Source organism: Aporhodopirellula aestuarii (assembly GCF_023701485.1).
GTDB lineage: Bacteria > Planctomycetota > Planctomycetia > Pirellulales > Pirellulaceae > Rhodopirellula > Rhodopirellula aestuarii.
Window position 1 is genome coordinate 16,263 of the sequence record NZ_JAMQBK010000049.1, and the last position, 17,783, is coordinate 34,045.

9 protein-coding genes are annotated in these 17,783 nt (G+C 55.7%); 8 read left to right on the forward strand and 1 reads right to left on the reverse strand.

Features of this window, described 5'->3' with window-relative positions; translation table 11 throughout:
* Window positions 1-45: 45 nt before the first annotated feature.
* Together NB063_RS18445 and NB063_RS18450 are read left to right on the forward strand one after the other, a co-directional pair.
* Window positions 46-1,377, forward strand: a complete 1,332-nt coding sequence (locus tag NB063_RS18445) for an outer membrane protein assembly factor BamB family protein (RefSeq protein WP_250930232.1) — start codon at window positions 46-48, stop codon at window positions 1,375-1,377.
* Between the two features lie 103 nt (window positions 1,378-1,480).
* A complete protein-coding gene (locus NB063_RS18450; RefSeq protein ID WP_250930233.1) occupies window positions 1,481-2,797 on the forward strand; it encodes a coproporphyrinogen-III oxidase family protein in 1,317 nt (438 codons plus the stop codon).
* Window positions 2,798-2,994: 197 nt separating this feature from the next.
* Here NB063_RS18450 and NB063_RS18455 read toward each other — a convergent pair whose 3' ends face one another.
* Window positions 2,995-4,251 carry an AraC family transcriptional regulator gene (locus NB063_RS18455; protein ID WP_250930234.1) on the reverse strand — a complete coding sequence of 419 codons (1,257 nt, stop codon included), beginning with the start codon at window positions 4,249-4,251 and terminating at the stop codon, window positions 2,995-2,997.
* Between the two features lie 772 nt (window positions 4,252-5,023).
* Here NB063_RS18455 and NB063_RS18460 point away from each other — a divergent pair.
* The 6 genes from NB063_RS18460 to NB063_RS18485 all read left to right on the forward strand — a co-directional run bounded on the left by NB063_RS18460 (window position 5,024) and on the right by NB063_RS18485 (window position 17,677).
* Window positions 5,024-6,262 (forward strand): DUF1559 domain-containing protein, encoded by a 1,239-nt coding sequence (locus NB063_RS18460; protein WP_250930235.1) that lies wholly within the window; start codon window positions 5,024-5,026, stop codon window positions 6,260-6,262.
* Between the two features lie 305 nt (window positions 6,263-6,567).
* Entirely contained in the window at window positions 6,568-6,747 is a 180-nt protein-coding gene (locus NB063_RS18465; RefSeq protein WP_250930236.1) for a hypothetical protein, read from the forward strand.
* Between the two features lie 219 nt (window positions 6,748-6,966).
* Window positions 6,967-8,556, forward strand: a complete 1,590-nt coding sequence (locus tag NB063_RS18470; protein ID WP_407652662.1) for a sulfatase — start codon at window positions 6,967-6,969, stop codon at window positions 8,554-8,556.
* A 325-nt stretch (window positions 8,557-8,881) separates the two neighbouring features.
* Entirely contained in the window at window positions 8,882-12,241 is a 3,360-nt protein-coding gene (locus NB063_RS18475) for a DUF5107 domain-containing protein (protein ID WP_250930237.1), read from the forward strand.
* 59 nt (window positions 12,242-12,300) lie between these two features.
* The gene (locus NB063_RS18480; protein ID WP_250930238.1) at window positions 12,301-13,713 is read left to right on the forward strand and encodes a sugar porter family MFS transporter; all 1,413 of its coding nucleotides are present in this window, start codon (window positions 12,301-12,303) and stop codon (window positions 13,711-13,713) included.
* 109 nt (window positions 13,714-13,822) lie between these two features.
* On the forward strand, window positions 13,823-17,677 hold the full coding sequence (locus NB063_RS18485; protein WP_250930239.1) for a GDSL-type esterase/lipase family protein: 3,855 nt from the start codon (window positions 13,823-13,825) through the stop codon (window positions 17,675-17,677).
* The last annotated feature ends 106 nt before the right edge of the window (window positions 17,678-17,783 follow it).

The window sequence follows — 17,783 nt, forward strand, 5'->3', positions numbered from 1 at the left end:
ATCTGTCCCCAACTCCTGCACACCCGTTACCCTCACGACCTCTCCATGACCGCAGTGATTGCACGATTAACGTTTGTCGCTTTAGCGGTGATTTTGCTGCTTCAGGCGAGCGTCCCGTCCGTCTCCGGCGCAACCGATACCGCCAATTCCCAATCGCCGCCGACACCGACGTGGACGATGGCGCGGGCAGACGCCGGCGCCAGCGGCTTTGTTTCGCAAACATTGCCCAGCGGCCTACAGGTTCTCTGGGAAGCCCAAACCCCCGAAGCGATCGAAACCACACCGGTCAGCGACGGCATCCGGCTGTACGTCACCGATGTCATGGGTGGCGTCGAAGCACTCGATGTCGAAACCGGCAAATCGATCTGGCGACGCGAAATTGAAACCGGATTTGTCGCCCCCGCGGGTCTGTACCTGCCTTCGTCAGTGATCCCGACCGAGGGCATCGATACCGCACCGATCCCAATCATCGAATCGGCGAAAGCTGCCCAGCCGGACCAATCTGTCAACGCGGCCGAACCATCAGGCTCACCACCACGGTTCCAACAACCGCTTTTGGTCGTTGGTGATGTCGAAGGCAACGTCGAAGCGATGAATCCGGAAACCGGAGCGTCGCTGTGGAAATACACCACCGAAGGTGAAATCAACGCGGCGCCGGCATTCTTCGCTGTCCCGCAAACCGCCGACGATGGATCGAAAGCCTTCGAAATCCGTCTACTGCAGACCAGCCAAGACGGGAGTCTGTATTGCCTCAACGCTCACACCGGTCAACTCGATTGGAAATACGAAACCGACGATCAAATCCGATGTGCCGCGTCGATCGGATCCGGCAAGACGTTCTTGGGTGGCTGTGATGGTGCCCTGCATGTTGTGGATCTCGCTACCGGTGAAGCCGCTCGTGAATCGATGCCGCTGGGCGGACCGACGGGCAGTACCCCCGCCGTGATCGGCGACGAAGTCTTCCTGCCGATCATGGATGGCGTCCTATTCGCGTTCAATCCCTCGACGGGCGAAGTCCGCTGGAAATTCGAAGACCCCGAGCGTGCCCAAGAATACCGCAGCAGCGTCGCGATCGGACCGGATCGCGTGATCGTCGCCAGCAACAACAAACACATCGACGCCATCAATCGAAAAACCGGTGAACGGATGTGGCGAAAAACGCTCCGCCGCCGAGCCGACGCGTCGCCTTTGATCGCCGGCGACGACGTCTGGATCGCATCGACCGACGGACTCCTGTTACGATTGTCTCTTGCCGACGGCGAGGAGACGTGGTCGTATGAATCACGCGGCAAATTCATAGCCGCTCCCGCCATCCTCGGTGACCGCCTGTTCATCGCCGACGACGACGGTGTCGTCAGATGTTTTGGCGTTCGATAAACAACCATCAATCCGTTGTACGGAAATACACGCGACCTGCCCCGCCCTCACGGACGCCTCCAACGCGATCCGTCTCCTACCTCACTCCTAAAGACTTCTTGCGATGACCAGCACCTCGAGCGACGACAAAACTGAAGTCGGTAGCGTCTTCATTTCGAACTACCCGCCGTACAGCCAATGGAACGCTGAGGCTCTGGAAGACGTTCGCTCGCGGATGCAATCGCCCCCGGCCAACGACAATCCCCTCGGGCTTTACCTGCACATCCCGTTCTGTCGCAAACGCTGCAAGTTCTGCTATTTCAAAGTCTTCACGGATGTCAACGCGGGCGAAGTCCAACGATACGTCGACGCGTTGTGCGACGAGATCTCGATGGTCAGCAAATTGCCCGTGATGGGTGACCGTCCCTTCCGATTCGTTTACTTCGGTGGCGGCACGCCCAGTTTCTTGTCACCGAAACAACTCACCAAACTCGCCGACCGGCTTCACGAACACATCACCTGGGACGGCGCCGAAGAAGTCACTTTCGAATGTGAACCGGGCACGCTTAGCGAAACGAAAGTCAAAACGCTTCGCGAGAAACTCGGCGTCACCCGCCTCAGCCTCGGTGTGGAAAACTTCAACGACGCGTTACTCGAAGAAAACGGACGTGCTCACCTATCCAAACAAGTATTCGCGGCGTGGGAGTGGATCGAAGCGGCGAACTTCCCCAACGTCAACATCGACCTGATCGCCGGCATGGTCGGTGAAACGTGGGACAATTGGCGGGACAACATCCGTCGCACAATCGAGATGTCGCCCGAGAGCGTCACGATCTATCAAATGGAATTGCCGTTCAATACGATCTACAGCAAAGACATGCTGGGCAATAAAACCGAGAGCCCCGTCGCACCGTGGCAAACCAAACGTGATTGGGTCGACTACGCGTTTGATCAACTGATCGCGGCCGGCTACAAGGTCAGCAGCGGATACACGTTGGTCAAAGATACGGGCAAAGTGAACTTCTCGTACCGCGACAATTTGTGGCGTGGTGCCGACTTGATCGCCACCGGCATCGCAAGCTTTGGCCACGTTCACGGCGTGCACTATCAAAACGTGCCGCACATGCCGGAGTACCTCGAAACGATCGAATCAGGCAAACTGCCACTCGGCCGCGGCTACGTTCCGACACCCCATCAAGCACTGGTTCGGGAACTCATCCTGTTGCTCAAACGCGGCTTCGTCGAACGTGCCTACTTCCTTGACAAGTTCGACGCTGACATCCTCACGCAGTGGCGTGAAGTTTGGGATCGCTATGTCGAACAGGGACTCGTCGAAATCCACGACGATGAAATCCGCTTGACCCGCGAAGGCTTATTGCGAGTCGATTCGTTACTACCTGCGTTCTTCGAACCCGAACACCAAAACGTTCGCTACACCTAGAGCATTCTGAAGAATGATGTGGGATGCAGGGCCGATTCCTACCGGCCGATTCGAATTCGTCCGGTGGGAACCGGACCGACATGATTTGTAAAATGCTCTAACGATTCGACCGAAGCAAAACGTGCATAAGTCGAATTAAGAATGGTCACGGCAACACGTTCGGACGACAAACGCACGATTCCCAGACGCGTGCCCGCCTACTGGCGTTGATGCCGTTTACGATAACTCGACGGCGTCAATCCGGTTTGCCGCCGGAACGCCGTGATCAAATGAGGCGCTTTGCTGTACGCGGTCATGGCGGCAATGCGGTCAAGACCATAGTCCGTCTGCAACAACAGCGTTTTCACGCGTTCCAATCGCACGCGTTCGATCTCCTCGCGTGGGGTGCGATCCAATACGTAACGAAAACGTCGCTCCAGTGTCGCGCGTGAAATCGCAACATGTTTTGCGACGTCCGCCACGCCAATACCGCGACATGCCTCGAGTCGAATGAACTCAATCGCGGACGAGAGATCGGGGTCGTTGACGGCGAGAACATCCGTTGAAAACCGTGTCACGACACGTCGTGGCGGAATGACGATCCTTTGACACGAGTTCACCACAGCATCCTGTGCTTGGTCGCTACCGGGATGCGAGGCATCACGCGCATCGTGTTCTTCTGCAAACAAGCTCGCCAATAACGCGGCACCTTCGAAACCGATCCGGTACGTGTCGGGTTCGATACTCGACAACGGCGGATTGGTGAGATCACAAATCACTTCATCGTTGTCGACACCCAACACCGCGATCTGCTCGGGAACTCGCAACCCGGCCTTGACCGCAGCCCGCACAACTTGGCGACCGCAAACATCGTTGCACGCAAAGACCGCGGTTGGCACCGGTTGCTGTTGCAACCAATCCACCAATACGGTCTCGAGGATTTCGGCATGTGCCTCATGCCGCAAGACCCCTTCAATGGGAATCGCCTTGTTTTCCGATTCGCCCAGCGTCATTTCAAATCGGTCAGTCTCCAAGTTTTCCTCGGCGCAGTACCGCATGAACGCGTCACCGCGGGCGTCCGAAAAATCGACCCCATGATAGCCACAGAAAACAATGCGGCGAAAACCACGTTCCACAAAATGATCGATCGCCACGCGCGCACATGCATCCGGATCGGTATCGATCAACGCCCCACGCTGTGGTGCGAAACTGCCACGCAGGTCCACGACCCAGCGTGCAAGTTGCTGAATCCCTGTGGCGATGGACTCGTTCTCGGCGCGAGCAATCACGCCATCAAATCGACGCCCCACGAGATCGCTCGGAACCGCCTCGCTCAACCCGCGTTCCAAGTGAATCACGTCCCAGGATCCGTGTGCTCGGAGGTACCCGGCAACGCCCTGCAAGCAACCTCGACCGTAAGCACGCGACGATTCGATGAACAACAAAACTTGCGGTTTTTTGGAAACTGGCGTCATTAATTCAATCGCGAGGTTGCGGCTCAGAACGCGTCCGACGGGGCGTCGACATCCATTCTACCCGTTAAATAACGTGACTGTTGCACCGGAAGCTCAACTTTACACCGCATTTCCATCAATCCACATCGAATGCGGCAAAACGAAAACACTGTGACAAAAAACGGGATTGTATTTACCGCAATGGAGGCCACAGTGATAACGGGCTGAGAGAATGCCCTCCCGCGATGCGGTCACAGAACGAGTCGCTCGATCAAGACAATCTCTCAGGAGACTCCCCGCACGAGCCACCTCACCCCAACCCGCAGACCAATCCTCCCGTCGCTTCAGGATTCGATTGGAATGCCTGTTCCTTTATCCCGAATCAGCTTGCTCCGACATCCCGACGACCGTATCAGCTCAATCCATCGCGCAAGTCACGCAACCCAAATCGCACGACCGCAATTGCACGATCGAAATCGCAATCCACAACTCACCACGAACAACACACGTTGCAGAGGCACGCCGGTTCACTCGGCACTGGTTGGCAAAACGCTGCAGCAAACCCGGTACCTTTTGACGCAAATGCTAGCTACGCCTTATCAGAAAGCAAAACTAAAATCCATTCAATGGAACGAAACCACATAACAACCGAGCACGCTCGACCAGCGCCCCATTCGTTCGGCAAATGGTTTGGCGGCCAATGGTTTAGCGGCCAATGGTTTCGTAACACTTTCATCCCCCATGATTCTCATCACGTTGTCCAGTTTCCTGCCGTTTTGTCTTGGAGTTGATTATGTCGAATAGAGTTTACAAACGTCCGTCTTTCGGATTCACCTTAGTCGAGTTGCTGGTGGTGATCGCGATCATCGGCGTTCTCGTCGGTTTGCTGTTACCCGCGGTTCAGGCCGCACGCGAAGCCGCTCGTCGAATGAGTTGTAGTAACAACTTCAAGCAACTCGGGCTTGCGATGCACAACTACCATTCTGCGTACAACCAGTTGACGACACATGGCGTTGGCACCAAGTCAGGCACGCTGAATGGGCCTCTTGTTTCAGGTGGGCACATGTACCAGGTCTTCAACGATCACAACGCAATGCAGTTGAGCGCCTTAGTAGGCTTGACCCCGTTCTTCGAACAACAAGCTCTCTGGGAGCAGGTATCAAACCCACTTTGGGTCGATTCGAATAGCAACGGAACGATCGACGCGGGTGAGCAATATCCGGCGATGGGCCCTCACCCATTGACTGGTGGCGTCGTATACACGCCATGGCTCACCGAGATAGGGATGCTTCGTTGCCCCAGCGACCCGGGAACCGGACTTCCAGCAAAAGGCCGTACTAACTACGCCGTTTGCCTGGGTGATTCACAGCGGACCGAGGCGTCAGGGGGACGCAACGCTGGATTGGAACTCGATGGTGGGCATTATGCGGGCTGGGATCCAGATGGATGGGTTACCAACGCGAGGGCGGCTCAGCGAGGAATGTTTGGAAAGCACCGTCAAGGACGGTTTCGAGATGTTCTAGATGGCTTGTCCAACACGATCGCCATGGGTGAGATTGCAACCTACCTGGGCGACCGCGATGTCCGCACGAGCGCAGCGAACCGAGCAAACTCTCACGTCGCTGTCACCAACTGCGACAACGACCCAGATCCAGCCCGTCCTCAATTCTGGGAGGCATCGGTACCTGTCGATGTCGTTACCACTCGGTCTGCGGAAGCTCGCGGATATCAATGGGCTGTCGCAAATATGATGCAAACGGGTTTCGTTACCATCAAGCCGCCAAACTCGCTCACCTGTGCAGGGAATGCTCGGCAAGCCGGGGTCTTTGGAGCAAGTAGCAATCACCAAGGAGGCGCCCATGTCCTGATGGGAGATGGTGCAGTCAAGTTCATCACTGATTCCATTGAGGCGGGTGATCAACAGGCTCCCAACGTTCGTGCCGCTAATGTTCAGGGAGTGAAGAGTCCTTATGGATTGTGGGGAGCCCTAGGGACCCGGGCCTCTCGCGAGGTAATCAGCGAAGAGTTTTGATTACGTCTCCGCGAACGATGCGATCGCATCGACAGGTTCATCGCCGAGATGCGGCGATGAACCTGTCGGAATAGAGCGCTCATGAATTTCCGATTTCGATATGCGGCGTGGTGTCAGTTACCGTGTTGGCAAATTGCAGCGGACATTGACGCGACTCCCTCCGGGCTTCGCTCGCGACAGCCGCAAACTGAGGACGAGAGTGATTCGAAGTGAGTTTCAGGGCCCGTTAGCTAGTTTTGCTGTGGTGCTATCGCACCGCTGAAGTGTTTTCATTTTCCATTTACATGTTTGCTATGAGGAAATCGATGTCTGTTAGAAGTAGCTGTTTGTCAATCGTGTTCGTTTGCATCGCGTTCGTAGGATGTGGCGGTGAATCCAACTCGGTGATTTCCCCACCTGAAGGTGCGCGAGAGATGACTCCAGAAGAGATCGCAGAATTCAACGCCAACGCCGCTGACGATATGCAGCCCGTCATTCAAGACTAGGGACTGATTCGAAAACGCGGTGCCTGTAACGCTGGAGGTCTCGACTCCAACCCAGGCATTTGCGGTGATGATCATCCAATGAACGATCGTAGCAAATGGCAATCGCGAAAACGGTTGTTTCCTCCAGCCACATCGTCCGTTCACAGCATTCGACTAAATCCAGTTTCGGCCAAATGGTTCCGCCTTGGACTCCAAATCCCTCTTTCCCAAAGCTCTACAGTGGCACTTCGACATCTCCTCTTGCTGTTGCTTACCGTCGTCCCGGTCGTTACAGGACGTGCTGCAAAGGGACTGAACGAACAGTCCGCGGCTTCTGATCGCCCCAACGTTCTCTTCATCCTTGCCGATGATCTTGGGCTGCATGATCTTTCGGTAGAAGGCAGCACTTTCTACCAAACACCGAACATCGATGAATTGGCTAACGGCGGAGCGAGGTTCACCAACGGTTACGCTAACTGTCAGGTCTGCAGCCCTTCGCGGGCGAGCATTCAAACTGGGAAATATCCACCCCGGCATGGTGTCACTGACTGGATCGGCGCGCGTGCCGGAATGAACCAGTCGCTCGGAGAGCGACTGTTCGCGCCCGAGTATGCCCGTTCGCTTCCCCTAGCAGACACAACCATTGCCGAAGCCATGCGGGATGCCGGTTACACGACGTTCTTTGCCGGCAAGTGGCACTTGGGCGGAGAAGGTTCGCTGCCTACCGACCATGGCTATCAAATCAATCGCGGCGGATTCGATCGGGGCGGACCGCCGGGCGGTTACTTTTCTCCCTATCAAAACCCGCTTCTTGAGGACGGCCCTGATGGCGAGTCTCTCCCCCTGCGTCTAGCGAGTGAAACGTCTCAGTTCATTCGCGAACATCAGACCAAACCCTTCTTCGCGATGCTGTCCTTCTATTCGGTGCACGGACCGATTCAAACGAGCAAACCGCTTTGGGAAAAGTACCGTGCGATCGCCTCTGAGCAATCACCTCCCGCTTCACGGTTCAAAGTCGACCGCACCATGCCGGTTCGCCAAGTACAAGATCACCCCGTTTACGCCGGGATGATGGAATCGATGGACACCGCCGTCGGGAATGTGCTCAAGACACTTCGTGAATGCAATCTCGATCGGTCAACGATCGTCATTTTCACGGGCGACAACGGTGGTGTATCGTCCGGCGACGGATTCTCAACCAGCAACCTGCCGCTGCGTGGCGGCAAGGGACGACAATGGGAGGGTGGGATTCGCGAACCGTACTACATCCGATACCCCGAACAAATCGAACCGAAAACGATTTGCGATTACCCCGCTACGGGCGCTGATTTCTATCCGACCATTCTCGACCTTTGTGGACTTGCGCCTCAACCTGAACAACATGTCGACGGAGTCAGTTTGGTTTCCGCAATCAAAGGCGAACCCGTCCCAGAGCGTGCCTTGTTTTGGCACTACCCTCACTACGGCAATCAAGGTGGCGAACCGAGTTCCATCATTCGCAAGGGTGATTGGAAGCTCATCCACTACTACGAAGATGGTCACGATGAACTCTACAACCTCGACACCGATCCAGGCGAGACGAACGACCTCGCCTTGCAAATGCCGATCACGACGCAGCGTCTTGCCGGCGAACTCAAAAGTTGGCTCAAAAGCGTGAACGCCGGCTTGCCAGCGGCGGACCCCACGTTCGATCCGGCCAAAGCCGAGGCGAGAGCCGTTCGCTACCAGACGAAATTCAAAGAATGGCTCGAACATTCACACGCCGCCATGCTCGATCCAAATTGGAAGCCCAACGCGACTTGGTGGGGTAGCATGGTCACGAACGACTGAACGATGTGCGACGAACGACTGACGAAGGGAAACAGCGGAGCGTCACAAGCCGCCCGGTGCGTCTCGGGAGGGCTTGCGTCCTCCCATTCGCGAGCAAATACCGAATTTGATTTCCCAACAATCCCCGAGTCGCACTTGCGCACGACAAAAACGGAAGAAACACGTCACCAACTGAAGTAAGTAAGACAGGCCGCAGTTTTGACCAACCCACGTTTCATCTCGAAACCCCTCCTCGCATAAGCCACCCATCCAATCGATTGAGACCACCCCAGTCCATGAACGATCGAAAACGGCCGGCGCTTCAACCCCATCAAAGTAGAAAGCGATGAACACGAAGAACACTGCCCGAATCTGGCTCGAAACCATCACGATCCCGACATACGAAGTCGGGGATCCGGATCCCAATCCGATGTTTCTCGACAAGCGGGTCTATCAAGGTAGCAGCGGCGCCGTCTACCCGTTCGCCGTGATCGATCGAATCGAAAATGAGAAGCACGACAAAGAATGGCAAGCCGTGTTCCTCGAGAACGAGTACCTGAAGGTGATGGTGCTGCCGGAATTGGGCGGTCGCATTCAAATGGCGTTCGATAAGACGAACGACTATCACTTTGTCTATTATAACCGGGTCATCAAGCCAGCCTTGGTCGGCTTGGCCGGACCTTGGATCAGCGGTGGCATCGAGTTCAACTGGCCACAACACCACCGGCCTAATACCTACGGTCCCGTTGACTTTCAATTGGAATCCGACGACGACGGATCCGCGACCGTCTGGTGTCACGAAATCGACCGGATGCATCGCACGGAGTGCCGATACGGGATCTGCCTGCACGCCGACCGCGCGTTCATTGAAATCAAAGCCCACGTGGCCAACCGCACGTCGCTACCACAAACGTTCTTGTGGTGGGCCAACCCAGCGGTTTCGGTCGACGAGAACCATCAATCGGTATTCCCACCTGATGTCAACGCGGTTCTCGATCATGGGAAACGCGACGTGTCGACGTTTCCGATCGCGACGGGCACGTACTACAAAGTCGACTACTCGACTGGCGACGATCAAATCGGCGATCAACGGGGAACCGACATCTCTCGCTACCGTAACATTCCCGTTCCGACCTCCTACATGGCCTACAAGAGCGACTATGACTTTGTAGGCACGTACGATCACGGACGGCGTGCCGGCCTGCTCCACGTTTGCGACCACAACGTCAGCCCCGGCAAAAAACAATGGACGTGGGGCAACGGAGAGTTCGGCCAAGCATGGGACCGACAACTCACCGATGAAGACGGCCCCTACATCGAATTGATGTGCGGCGTCTACACAGACAATCAACCGGACTTCACCTGGCTGATGCCGGGCGAAGAAAAGTCGTTTCAACAGTATTTCATGCCGTACAAAGGCGTCGGCATGATCGGAAATGCAACCGTTGATGCGGCGGTTGGGATGGACGTCACCGAACGTCACGCTGAAATCCGGATCTACACAACGAGCCGTCACGAGAGCGTCAAAATGACACTGTCGACGGGCAACTCAATCCTCGGCGAAACCAGCTTTGACGCCTCTCCACACGCTCACTTTGAGACTTCGTTCGAACTATCAGGGAAGTTCACCGCGAGCGATCTGACCGTGACGGTACAAGACAGTAAGGGTCGCGAGCTGGTTTCATGGACTCCGCCCGCCGGAACCGTGCATGAGGTTCCCGACGCGGCAACCGCGATTGCGCCTCCCGCCGAAATCGATTCGCTCGAGTCATTGCTCCTCGCCGGACAACACATCGAACAGTACCGCCACGCCACACGTCGCGCGATGCAGTACTACGACGAAGGTTTGCGGCGAGACGATGGCGACATTCGTATCAACAACGCGAAGGGTAAACTCCTCTATCGCCAAGGTCAGTTCGGAAAATCGGTCCGCTATTTTGAGCGAGCTGTCGAGCGAATGACGCGTCACAACCCGAATCCATACGATGGCGAACCGCTCTACAATCTTGGCTTGGCCAAGACGATGCTTGCCGAGCATGATGACGCCTACAACGCTTTCTACAAAGCGACATGGAATGCGGCATGGGCGTCCCCTTCGTTCTTCGAACTCGCACGGTTGGCGGCGATTCGCGGAAAACGCAGCGAAGCGATTCAGTTCTGCAAACGCTGCCTGGACAACAACGCCAACCACAGCCAAGCATCCCATCTGCTCGTTTGCCTGCAGCGAGGAACCGCCGCGCAATCCGAGCTGATCGATCGCGAATTGGCGAGAAACCCGTTCAATTTCGGCGTACTTTTCGAACAAGCGATCGTTCGCGATGATTACTCCCCGTATGAAGTGGCCACTCGCGACGAACCCAACACCATCATCGAAACCGCAATCGACTACGCCGCATTCGGTGATTTTGAGACCGCGGCGGCGGTGCTGTCTCGATTGATCGACAAAATGAAGCAAGTTCCGGCGATGGTTCGCTATCACCTCGCCTACTACTTGCAGAAACTCGGTCGAACCGCCGACGCGGCGTCGCAACGACAACTGGCACAGGCCTCCGGTGAGAAGGATCTCTATTTCGCCAACAAACTCGAAGACATCGCGGTCTTAAAGTCCGCGATTGATTGTCCCGAGGGCGATTATGTTGCCGCCTACCAACTGGGTAACTTGTGGTACGACCGCCGACAATACGACGAAGCGATCGCGTGCTGGGAACGCTCTGGCGAGTTAAACACCCGCTTCCCCACTGTTTACCGCAATTTGTCGTTGGCGTATTTCAACCAACGACATGACAGCGAACGCGCCTTGGCATCGATGGAGAAGGCGTTTGACTTGGATCGCAATGACCCACGCGTCCTCTTTGAGCTCGACCAGCTCTCGCTGCGACTTGGATTGGATCCGCAGCAGCGTCTGAAGCGATTGCAGGAAAATCGTCCTCTCGTAGACGCACGCGACGATCTCTATTTGCAACTCTGCACGCTTCATAACCTGAGGGGTGAATATTCGATTGCTCTTGAGCTGCTCATGGCGCGAAACTTCCGACCTTGGGAAGGCGGCGAAGGCAAAGTGCCTGCTCAATACGTGGTCGCTCGTGTTCAGTTGGCTCTGCACGCGTTCAAGAAAGGCAACGCGTCCGAGGCGATCGAACACCTCGAGTGTGCACTGAACTGGCCGCTCAATCTCGGTGAAGGCAAACTGGCTGGAGCCCAAGAAAACGAGATCCACTATCACCTCGGCTGCGTCTACGAATCGCTCGGTGACACGGCCAACGCCGTGCGATATTTCGAAGCAGCCAGCGAAGGGCTCGGCGAACCGACGTCAGCGATGTACTACAACGACCAGCCGCCGGAAACGATCTACTACCAGGGGCTTGCCCAAACCAAACTGAACAACCACGACGAAGCCGTCGATCGATTCCAACGTCTTGTCGACTACGGAAAACGGCACTTCAACGATGAAGTGACGATCGACTACTTTGCCGTATCATTACCGTTGTTTTTGGTATTTGACGCCGACCTCAAACAGAACAACCAGATCCACTGTCGCTACATGATGGCACTCGGGGCCCTTGGTTTGGAACGGGTGGAGGAAGCCAATGAGCATTTCGATGCGATACTCGAATGGGATCCAACCCACATCGGAGTCGCCTTGCATCGACAGCGCGCAAGCGAACGTTCGAGCAAAGTGCGACCGTCCGTCGCGACGCACACCTGATTGCCGCATCCGACGAACGACAACAACGCGATCCCCACCTCTGCACACAAGGCGATTCATTGGGAAACGATAGGTCCTTCAATCTCGGTTACATCTTTCGAATATCGCTGGTCGCTGCGCTCGGCGGGCTGTTGTTTGGCTACGACTGGGTCGTCATCGGTGGTGCGAAACCGTTCTATGAGCCGTACTTCGATTTAGTCGGCCCCGACAAAGCTTGGTTGTCAGGTTGGGCAATGAGTTCCGCCTTGGCTGGCTGCCTCGCCGGGGCGTTAATCTCAGGCGCTCTCACCGATTCGCTCGGGCGTAAAAAGATGCTGATTATTGCAGCGATGCTTTTTACAGCCTCAGCAATCTGGACGGCACTTTCACATAGCTTTAATACCTTCATCGTGGCTCGCATCCTCGGCGGGATCGGGATCGGTTTGGCGTCCAACGTCTCACCGATCTACATCGCCGAAGTGTCGCCGACCTCGATGCGGGGCAAGTTCGTTTCGATGAACCAGCTCACGATCGTGATCGGTGTGCTCGCCGCCCAAGTCGTGAATCTCATGATCTACAACTACTCGCCGATTGATCGCGAGGCCACCGCTGACGTGATCCTGAACTCATGGAGCGGCCAATACGGATGGCGTTGGATGTTCGCCGCCGAGACCGTCCCAGCCGGACTGTTCTTTTTGCTCGCGTTGGTGATCCCGGAATCCCCCCGCTGGTTGTTGCAGCAAGATCGAGCCGAAGAGGCCGAAGGCATTTTGACCAAGATCGGCGGGTCGGAATACGCAGCACTCGAAGTGACGGACATCGCGCAAACACTTCAGTCCGCGGCCGAGTCGACGAGCTATCGCGAGCTCCTCCACCCCAAACTTCTCAAGATCATCGGCCTCGGTGTCTTCATTGCCATGTTCCAGCAGTGGTGCGGCATCAACGTCATCTTCAACTACGCTCAGGAAATCTTCTCCGCTGCGGGATACGACGTCAGCGGCATGATGTTCAATATCGTCATCACGGGAATCGTGAATTTGCTATTCACACTCGTGGCGATCAATACCGTCGATCGATGGGGGCGTCGTCCATTGATGCTGCTCGGCTCCGGCGGACTGATGGTGACTTACGCGATCCTGGGCGCCTGCTACTACTACGAAGTCAAAGGCGTTGTCGTGTTGATCGTCGTCTTAACTGCGATCGCCTGCTACGCGATGACGCTCGCACCGATCACCTGGGTATTGCTATCGGAAATCTTCCCGAACCGGGTCCGTGGCGCCGCGATGAGCCTTTGTGTGTCCGCACTCTGGATCGCATGCTTTGCCTTAACCGCCACGTTCAAACCGATCAACGTCGCATTGGGAGCCTCGGGTACGTTTTGGCTTTACGGCTTCATTTGCTTAATCGGTTTCGTCGTTTTGTACTTCAATGTTCCCGAAACAAAGAACAAATCGCTCGAAGAGATCGAGCGTGAACTCACCAAATCGAGTTAACGCCATTTTCAGTAGCCGATCGAGCGTATTCCGCCGCTGAAACGAACGCTCGAAGTCGCAAACCAGTCTGGTTCACCTAGAACGCATGTGCCAACGAAGTATCTCTTCCATGAATTACTCTCGCTTTATCTCCGTCGCTCTCGCGCTGCTTTCGATGAGCCTCTGCTCCCAAACAGCCCTCGCAATCGACCTGTCAGGAACCTGGGCCGTTCGTGTCGACCCCGATGACAAAGGTGAGAAAGCAAATTGGTTTGATCAAATCGGCGGCAGCGAGATCAGCCTGCCGGGTTCGTTGGCCGACGCAGGCATCGGGAAACCATTGGATCTGGAACCGAAATTAACCAAGGAAGTCTTTCACCACCTTCATCCTCGCGCGTCTTACATCGGTGCGGCGTGGTACTCGCGTACCTTTGAGATCGACGAGAGTTGGTCAGGAAAAGACGCGAACCTGTTGTTTGAACGTGTCCTTTGGGATTCAACCGTTTGGCTCAACGGGAAAGAAGTCGGGTCGAAGAACTCGCTTTCGACGCCTCATCGATATTCGGTCGGTCCATACCTTCAACCAGGAAACAACCTCTTGGTCGTCCGCGTCGACAATCGTCTGCAAGTCGACATCGGTACGATCGGGCACGCCTACACCAACGAGACGCAAACCATATGGAACGGCATCCTCGGCAAGATCGAATTGAATCGCGTTCCAAAAACACAACTATCGATCAAAACCAATCCCCTGCGAGTGGTTTCTCCCGCAAAGGGACGTTTGGAGGTCACCGTAGAGTCCTTGTCAAACGACCGTCCGCAAAAAATCACGTGGTCGAAATCAGTGAGCAACTCCGGCGATGTGCTCGTCGGCATTTCGGATGACAAGTTGATGAAGTGGTCGGAGTTCGATCCGGCGCTCTACGAAGTTACCGCATCCTTCGCAAACGCCACGGATGGCACACGAACCACATCGACTCTCACGACCGGCTTTCGATCCGTCCAAACCAAGGGTCGTCGATTGCTCGTCAACGGCAACCCCGCGTTCATGCGTGGCACGCTGGAATGCTGCATCTTTCCAAAAACCGGGTACCCACCGATGCAAACCGGTGAGTCGACGACCTACGGTTGGGACAAGGTATTCAGCACGCTCAAACAGTATGGCTTGAACCACCTGCGATTCCATTCGTGGTGTCCTCCCGAGGCAGCCTTTGAGTCGGCCGATCGACACGGTGTCTATCTCCAAGTTGAACTGCCAAACTGGACGTTCAAGATGGGGCAACTTCCGAAAGTCGACGAGTACCTTCTCGACGAAGGCGAACGGATCCTACGCGAATATGCCCACCACCCGTCGTTCGTCTTCTTCAGCCTCGGGAACGAGTTGACGGGAGACTACGCCCACCTTGATAAGATGATCGCGCAACTGCGATCGTTCGCACCGCACGTGCTTTACACCAGCACGTCGTATTCCTTTTCGAAGCGTGGTGAGGTGCCCGGGCCCCAAGACGACTATTTCATTTCTCAAAAGACAGCGACTGGATGGGTTCGTGGCCAAGGCTTCCTCAATCAAACCAAACCGACCACCGACAGCGACTATTCACCGGGTCTCGAATGTCTCGACGTTCCGTTGATTACGCATGAAGTTGGTCAGTACAACGTGTACCCCAACCTGAAAGAGCTTCCAAAATACGATGGCAATCTCAGAGCACTCAACTTTGAGGCGATTCGGGCGGACTTGACGAAGAAAGGTCGCCTAGACGATGCGCCGAAGTACACGCGTGGGTCCGGCAAACTCGCAGCGATACTCTACAAGGAAGACATCGAGCGTGCATTGCGAACCGAAGGCCTGTCTGGCATCCAACTTCTCGATCTGCACGATTTCCCCGGTCAAAGCACCGCGACGGTTGGTTTGCTCGACGCGTTCTGGGACTCCAAGGAACTTTTGACTCCGGCCGAGTTTCGACGCTTCTGCTCGCCCATCGTGCCGTTGACACGAATGCCGAAACGCACTTGGCGGGGACAGGAGCGTTTTTCAGCGACGATCGAAGTCGCAAACTTTGGCGATGAACCGCTAGCCAACGCAACTGTTGACTGGACCATCCATAACGCGGCGGGGAAAACGCTAGCCCAAGGCTCGATCGACAAAGTCAACATTCCGCTGGGCAACGGACACCAAATCGGCAACGTCGAATTCGATCTCGGTTCGGTGTCCAAACCGTCCGAACTTCATCTCGCCGTCCGTGTCCGTCCCGATCACACCGCCGCAAACGACGCGGCGTCTCAGGTCTATCTCAACGACTGGAATTTTTGGGTCTACCCCAGTGGCAAAGCCGTTCCTACCGACGACGTCGTGGTGATTCGCCAATACGGCAAACGATTGTTTGACGCACTCGCGGATGGCAAGAAGGTTCTCTTCCTGCCCGACCGCGAAGAGATCCGCGAACCGCTCGATGGTCGGTTCATCCCGGTTTTCTGGAGTCCACTCCACTTTCCGAATCAACCCGGTTCGCTCGGAACGGTAATCGATGACGCCCATCCGGTTTTCGATCAGTTTCCAACAGCATCCCACACCGATTGGCAGTGGTGGGAATTACTGGCGACCTCGACCTCGGTCAACGCCGACGAACTCGGACCGGGTTTCCAACCGATCATGCAGTTCATCGACAAATACAATCGGAACAGCCTGCCTGCCATCCTGTGGGAAACCCAGGTCGGCGATGGTTCGCTGATGGTGTGCACACTCGATCTGGAAAGTGACCCGCAAAACCGCATCGCGGCTGCTCAACTCAAACATTCGATACTCGGCTATCTGCAAAGCGACCGGTTTGCTCCACGTTCGGAAATGACGCCGGGGCAGGTCGCCAAATTGTTCCAGTCGCGGCCTTATCAAATTCGCCTGGAGCATGGCACGAGCCATCCGGATTACCCTCTGAGCAACCTCTCCGACAACGACTCAAAAACCATTTGGCATAATGATTGGAGGAGCGCCGCAAACAAATATCCCTACTCGATCGTGTTCGATTTTTCGCAACCGATGTCTGTCATGGGCATGAACTATGTCGCTCGCCAAGATAGCACGCGTGGCAAGATTGACGGCTACCGAGTTTCGGTCAGCGAGGACGGCAAACGATGGTCCAACGTGATCGAAGGCAAACAACCTCCGTCGAAAATTCGCTTTGACGAAACGAAACCGATCAAGTCGATCCGTTTTGAGGCACTCTCGGAAGTGAGCCAAGCTCAAAACAGTGCGATCGCGGAACTCGCCCCGGTCTTTGCGGACGGCACCGTCGGCGTCGACGAATTGGGTTTGATCCCGAGCTTCAATCAAGACGCGGACGAAGAAACCCAACCGAGCGATCCGTTTGCTTCACTCAAGAAGGAAATGCAAATCCATTGGCCGAAGAATCGTTTGATTCGATTCGTCTTTCACGGGCATTCGGTACCCGCCGGTTACGGCCGCGCCGGGGAAGTTTCGCGGTACGACTCGTACCCGATGCAGTTCCATCGCAAACTTTGCGAAACCTACAACTACGCGACGATCGATCTCGCGATCACCGCAATCGGCGGCGAGAACGCCGTTCGAGGTAACGCAAGATTTGAATCCGACGTATTGTCATTGCGTCCCGACGTGGTCTTCATTGACTACAGTTTGAACGACCGCGCCGTGGGACTGAAGGCGACGGAAACCGCGTGGCGATCGATGATCGAAAAGTGCCAAGCCGCAGGCGTTCCCGTCGTTTTGCTGACACCGACCCCCGATTCGCACGAAAACATCCTCGACGAGACCACAATCCTTGCCCAACACGCGGAGCAAGTTCGAAAACTCGCACGTGAATACGACCTCACGCTGGTCGACTCCTACGCGGCATTTCGGAAACTGGTCGACGACGGCGAGAACATTGACGACTACCTCTCCCAACCCAATCATCCCAACAAAGCGGGCAACCGCGTCGTCGCTGAATTGATCGGCCCTTGGTTCTGGTAGGAGAAACAATTGGCGTAGCCGGACTCGCCAGAGTTCGCAGAGGAGCGGCGCAACCCAATTTCGCCACATCCAACGGCACGGAACCGTCGCCTAAAAACTTCCTATC

Coding starts and splice junctions, on each gene's coding strand:
- NB063_RS18445 (WP_250930232.1), top strand. CDS start 46: ATGACCGCAGTGATTGCACGATTAACGTTTGTCGCTTTAGCGGTGATT.
- NB063_RS18450 (WP_250930233.1), top strand. CDS start 1,481: ATGACCAGCACCTCGAGCGACGACAAAACTGAAGTCGGTAGCGTCTTC.
- NB063_RS18455 (WP_250930234.1), bottom strand. CDS start 4,251: ATGACGCCAGTTTCCAAAAAACCGCAAGTTTTGTTGTTCATCGAATCG.
- NB063_RS18460 (WP_250930235.1), top strand. CDS start 5,024: ATGTCGAATAGAGTTTACAAACGTCCGTCTTTCGGATTCACCTTAGTC.
- NB063_RS18465 (WP_250930236.1), top strand. CDS start 6,568: ATGTCTGTTAGAAGTAGCTGTTTGTCAATCGTGTTCGTTTGCATCGCG.
- NB063_RS18475 (WP_250930237.1), top strand. CDS start 8,882: ATGAACACGAAGAACACTGCCCGAATCTGGCTCGAAACCATCACGATC.
- NB063_RS18485 (WP_250930239.1), top strand. CDS start 13,823: ATGAATTACTCTCGCTTTATCTCCGTCGCTCTCGCGCTGCTTTCGATG.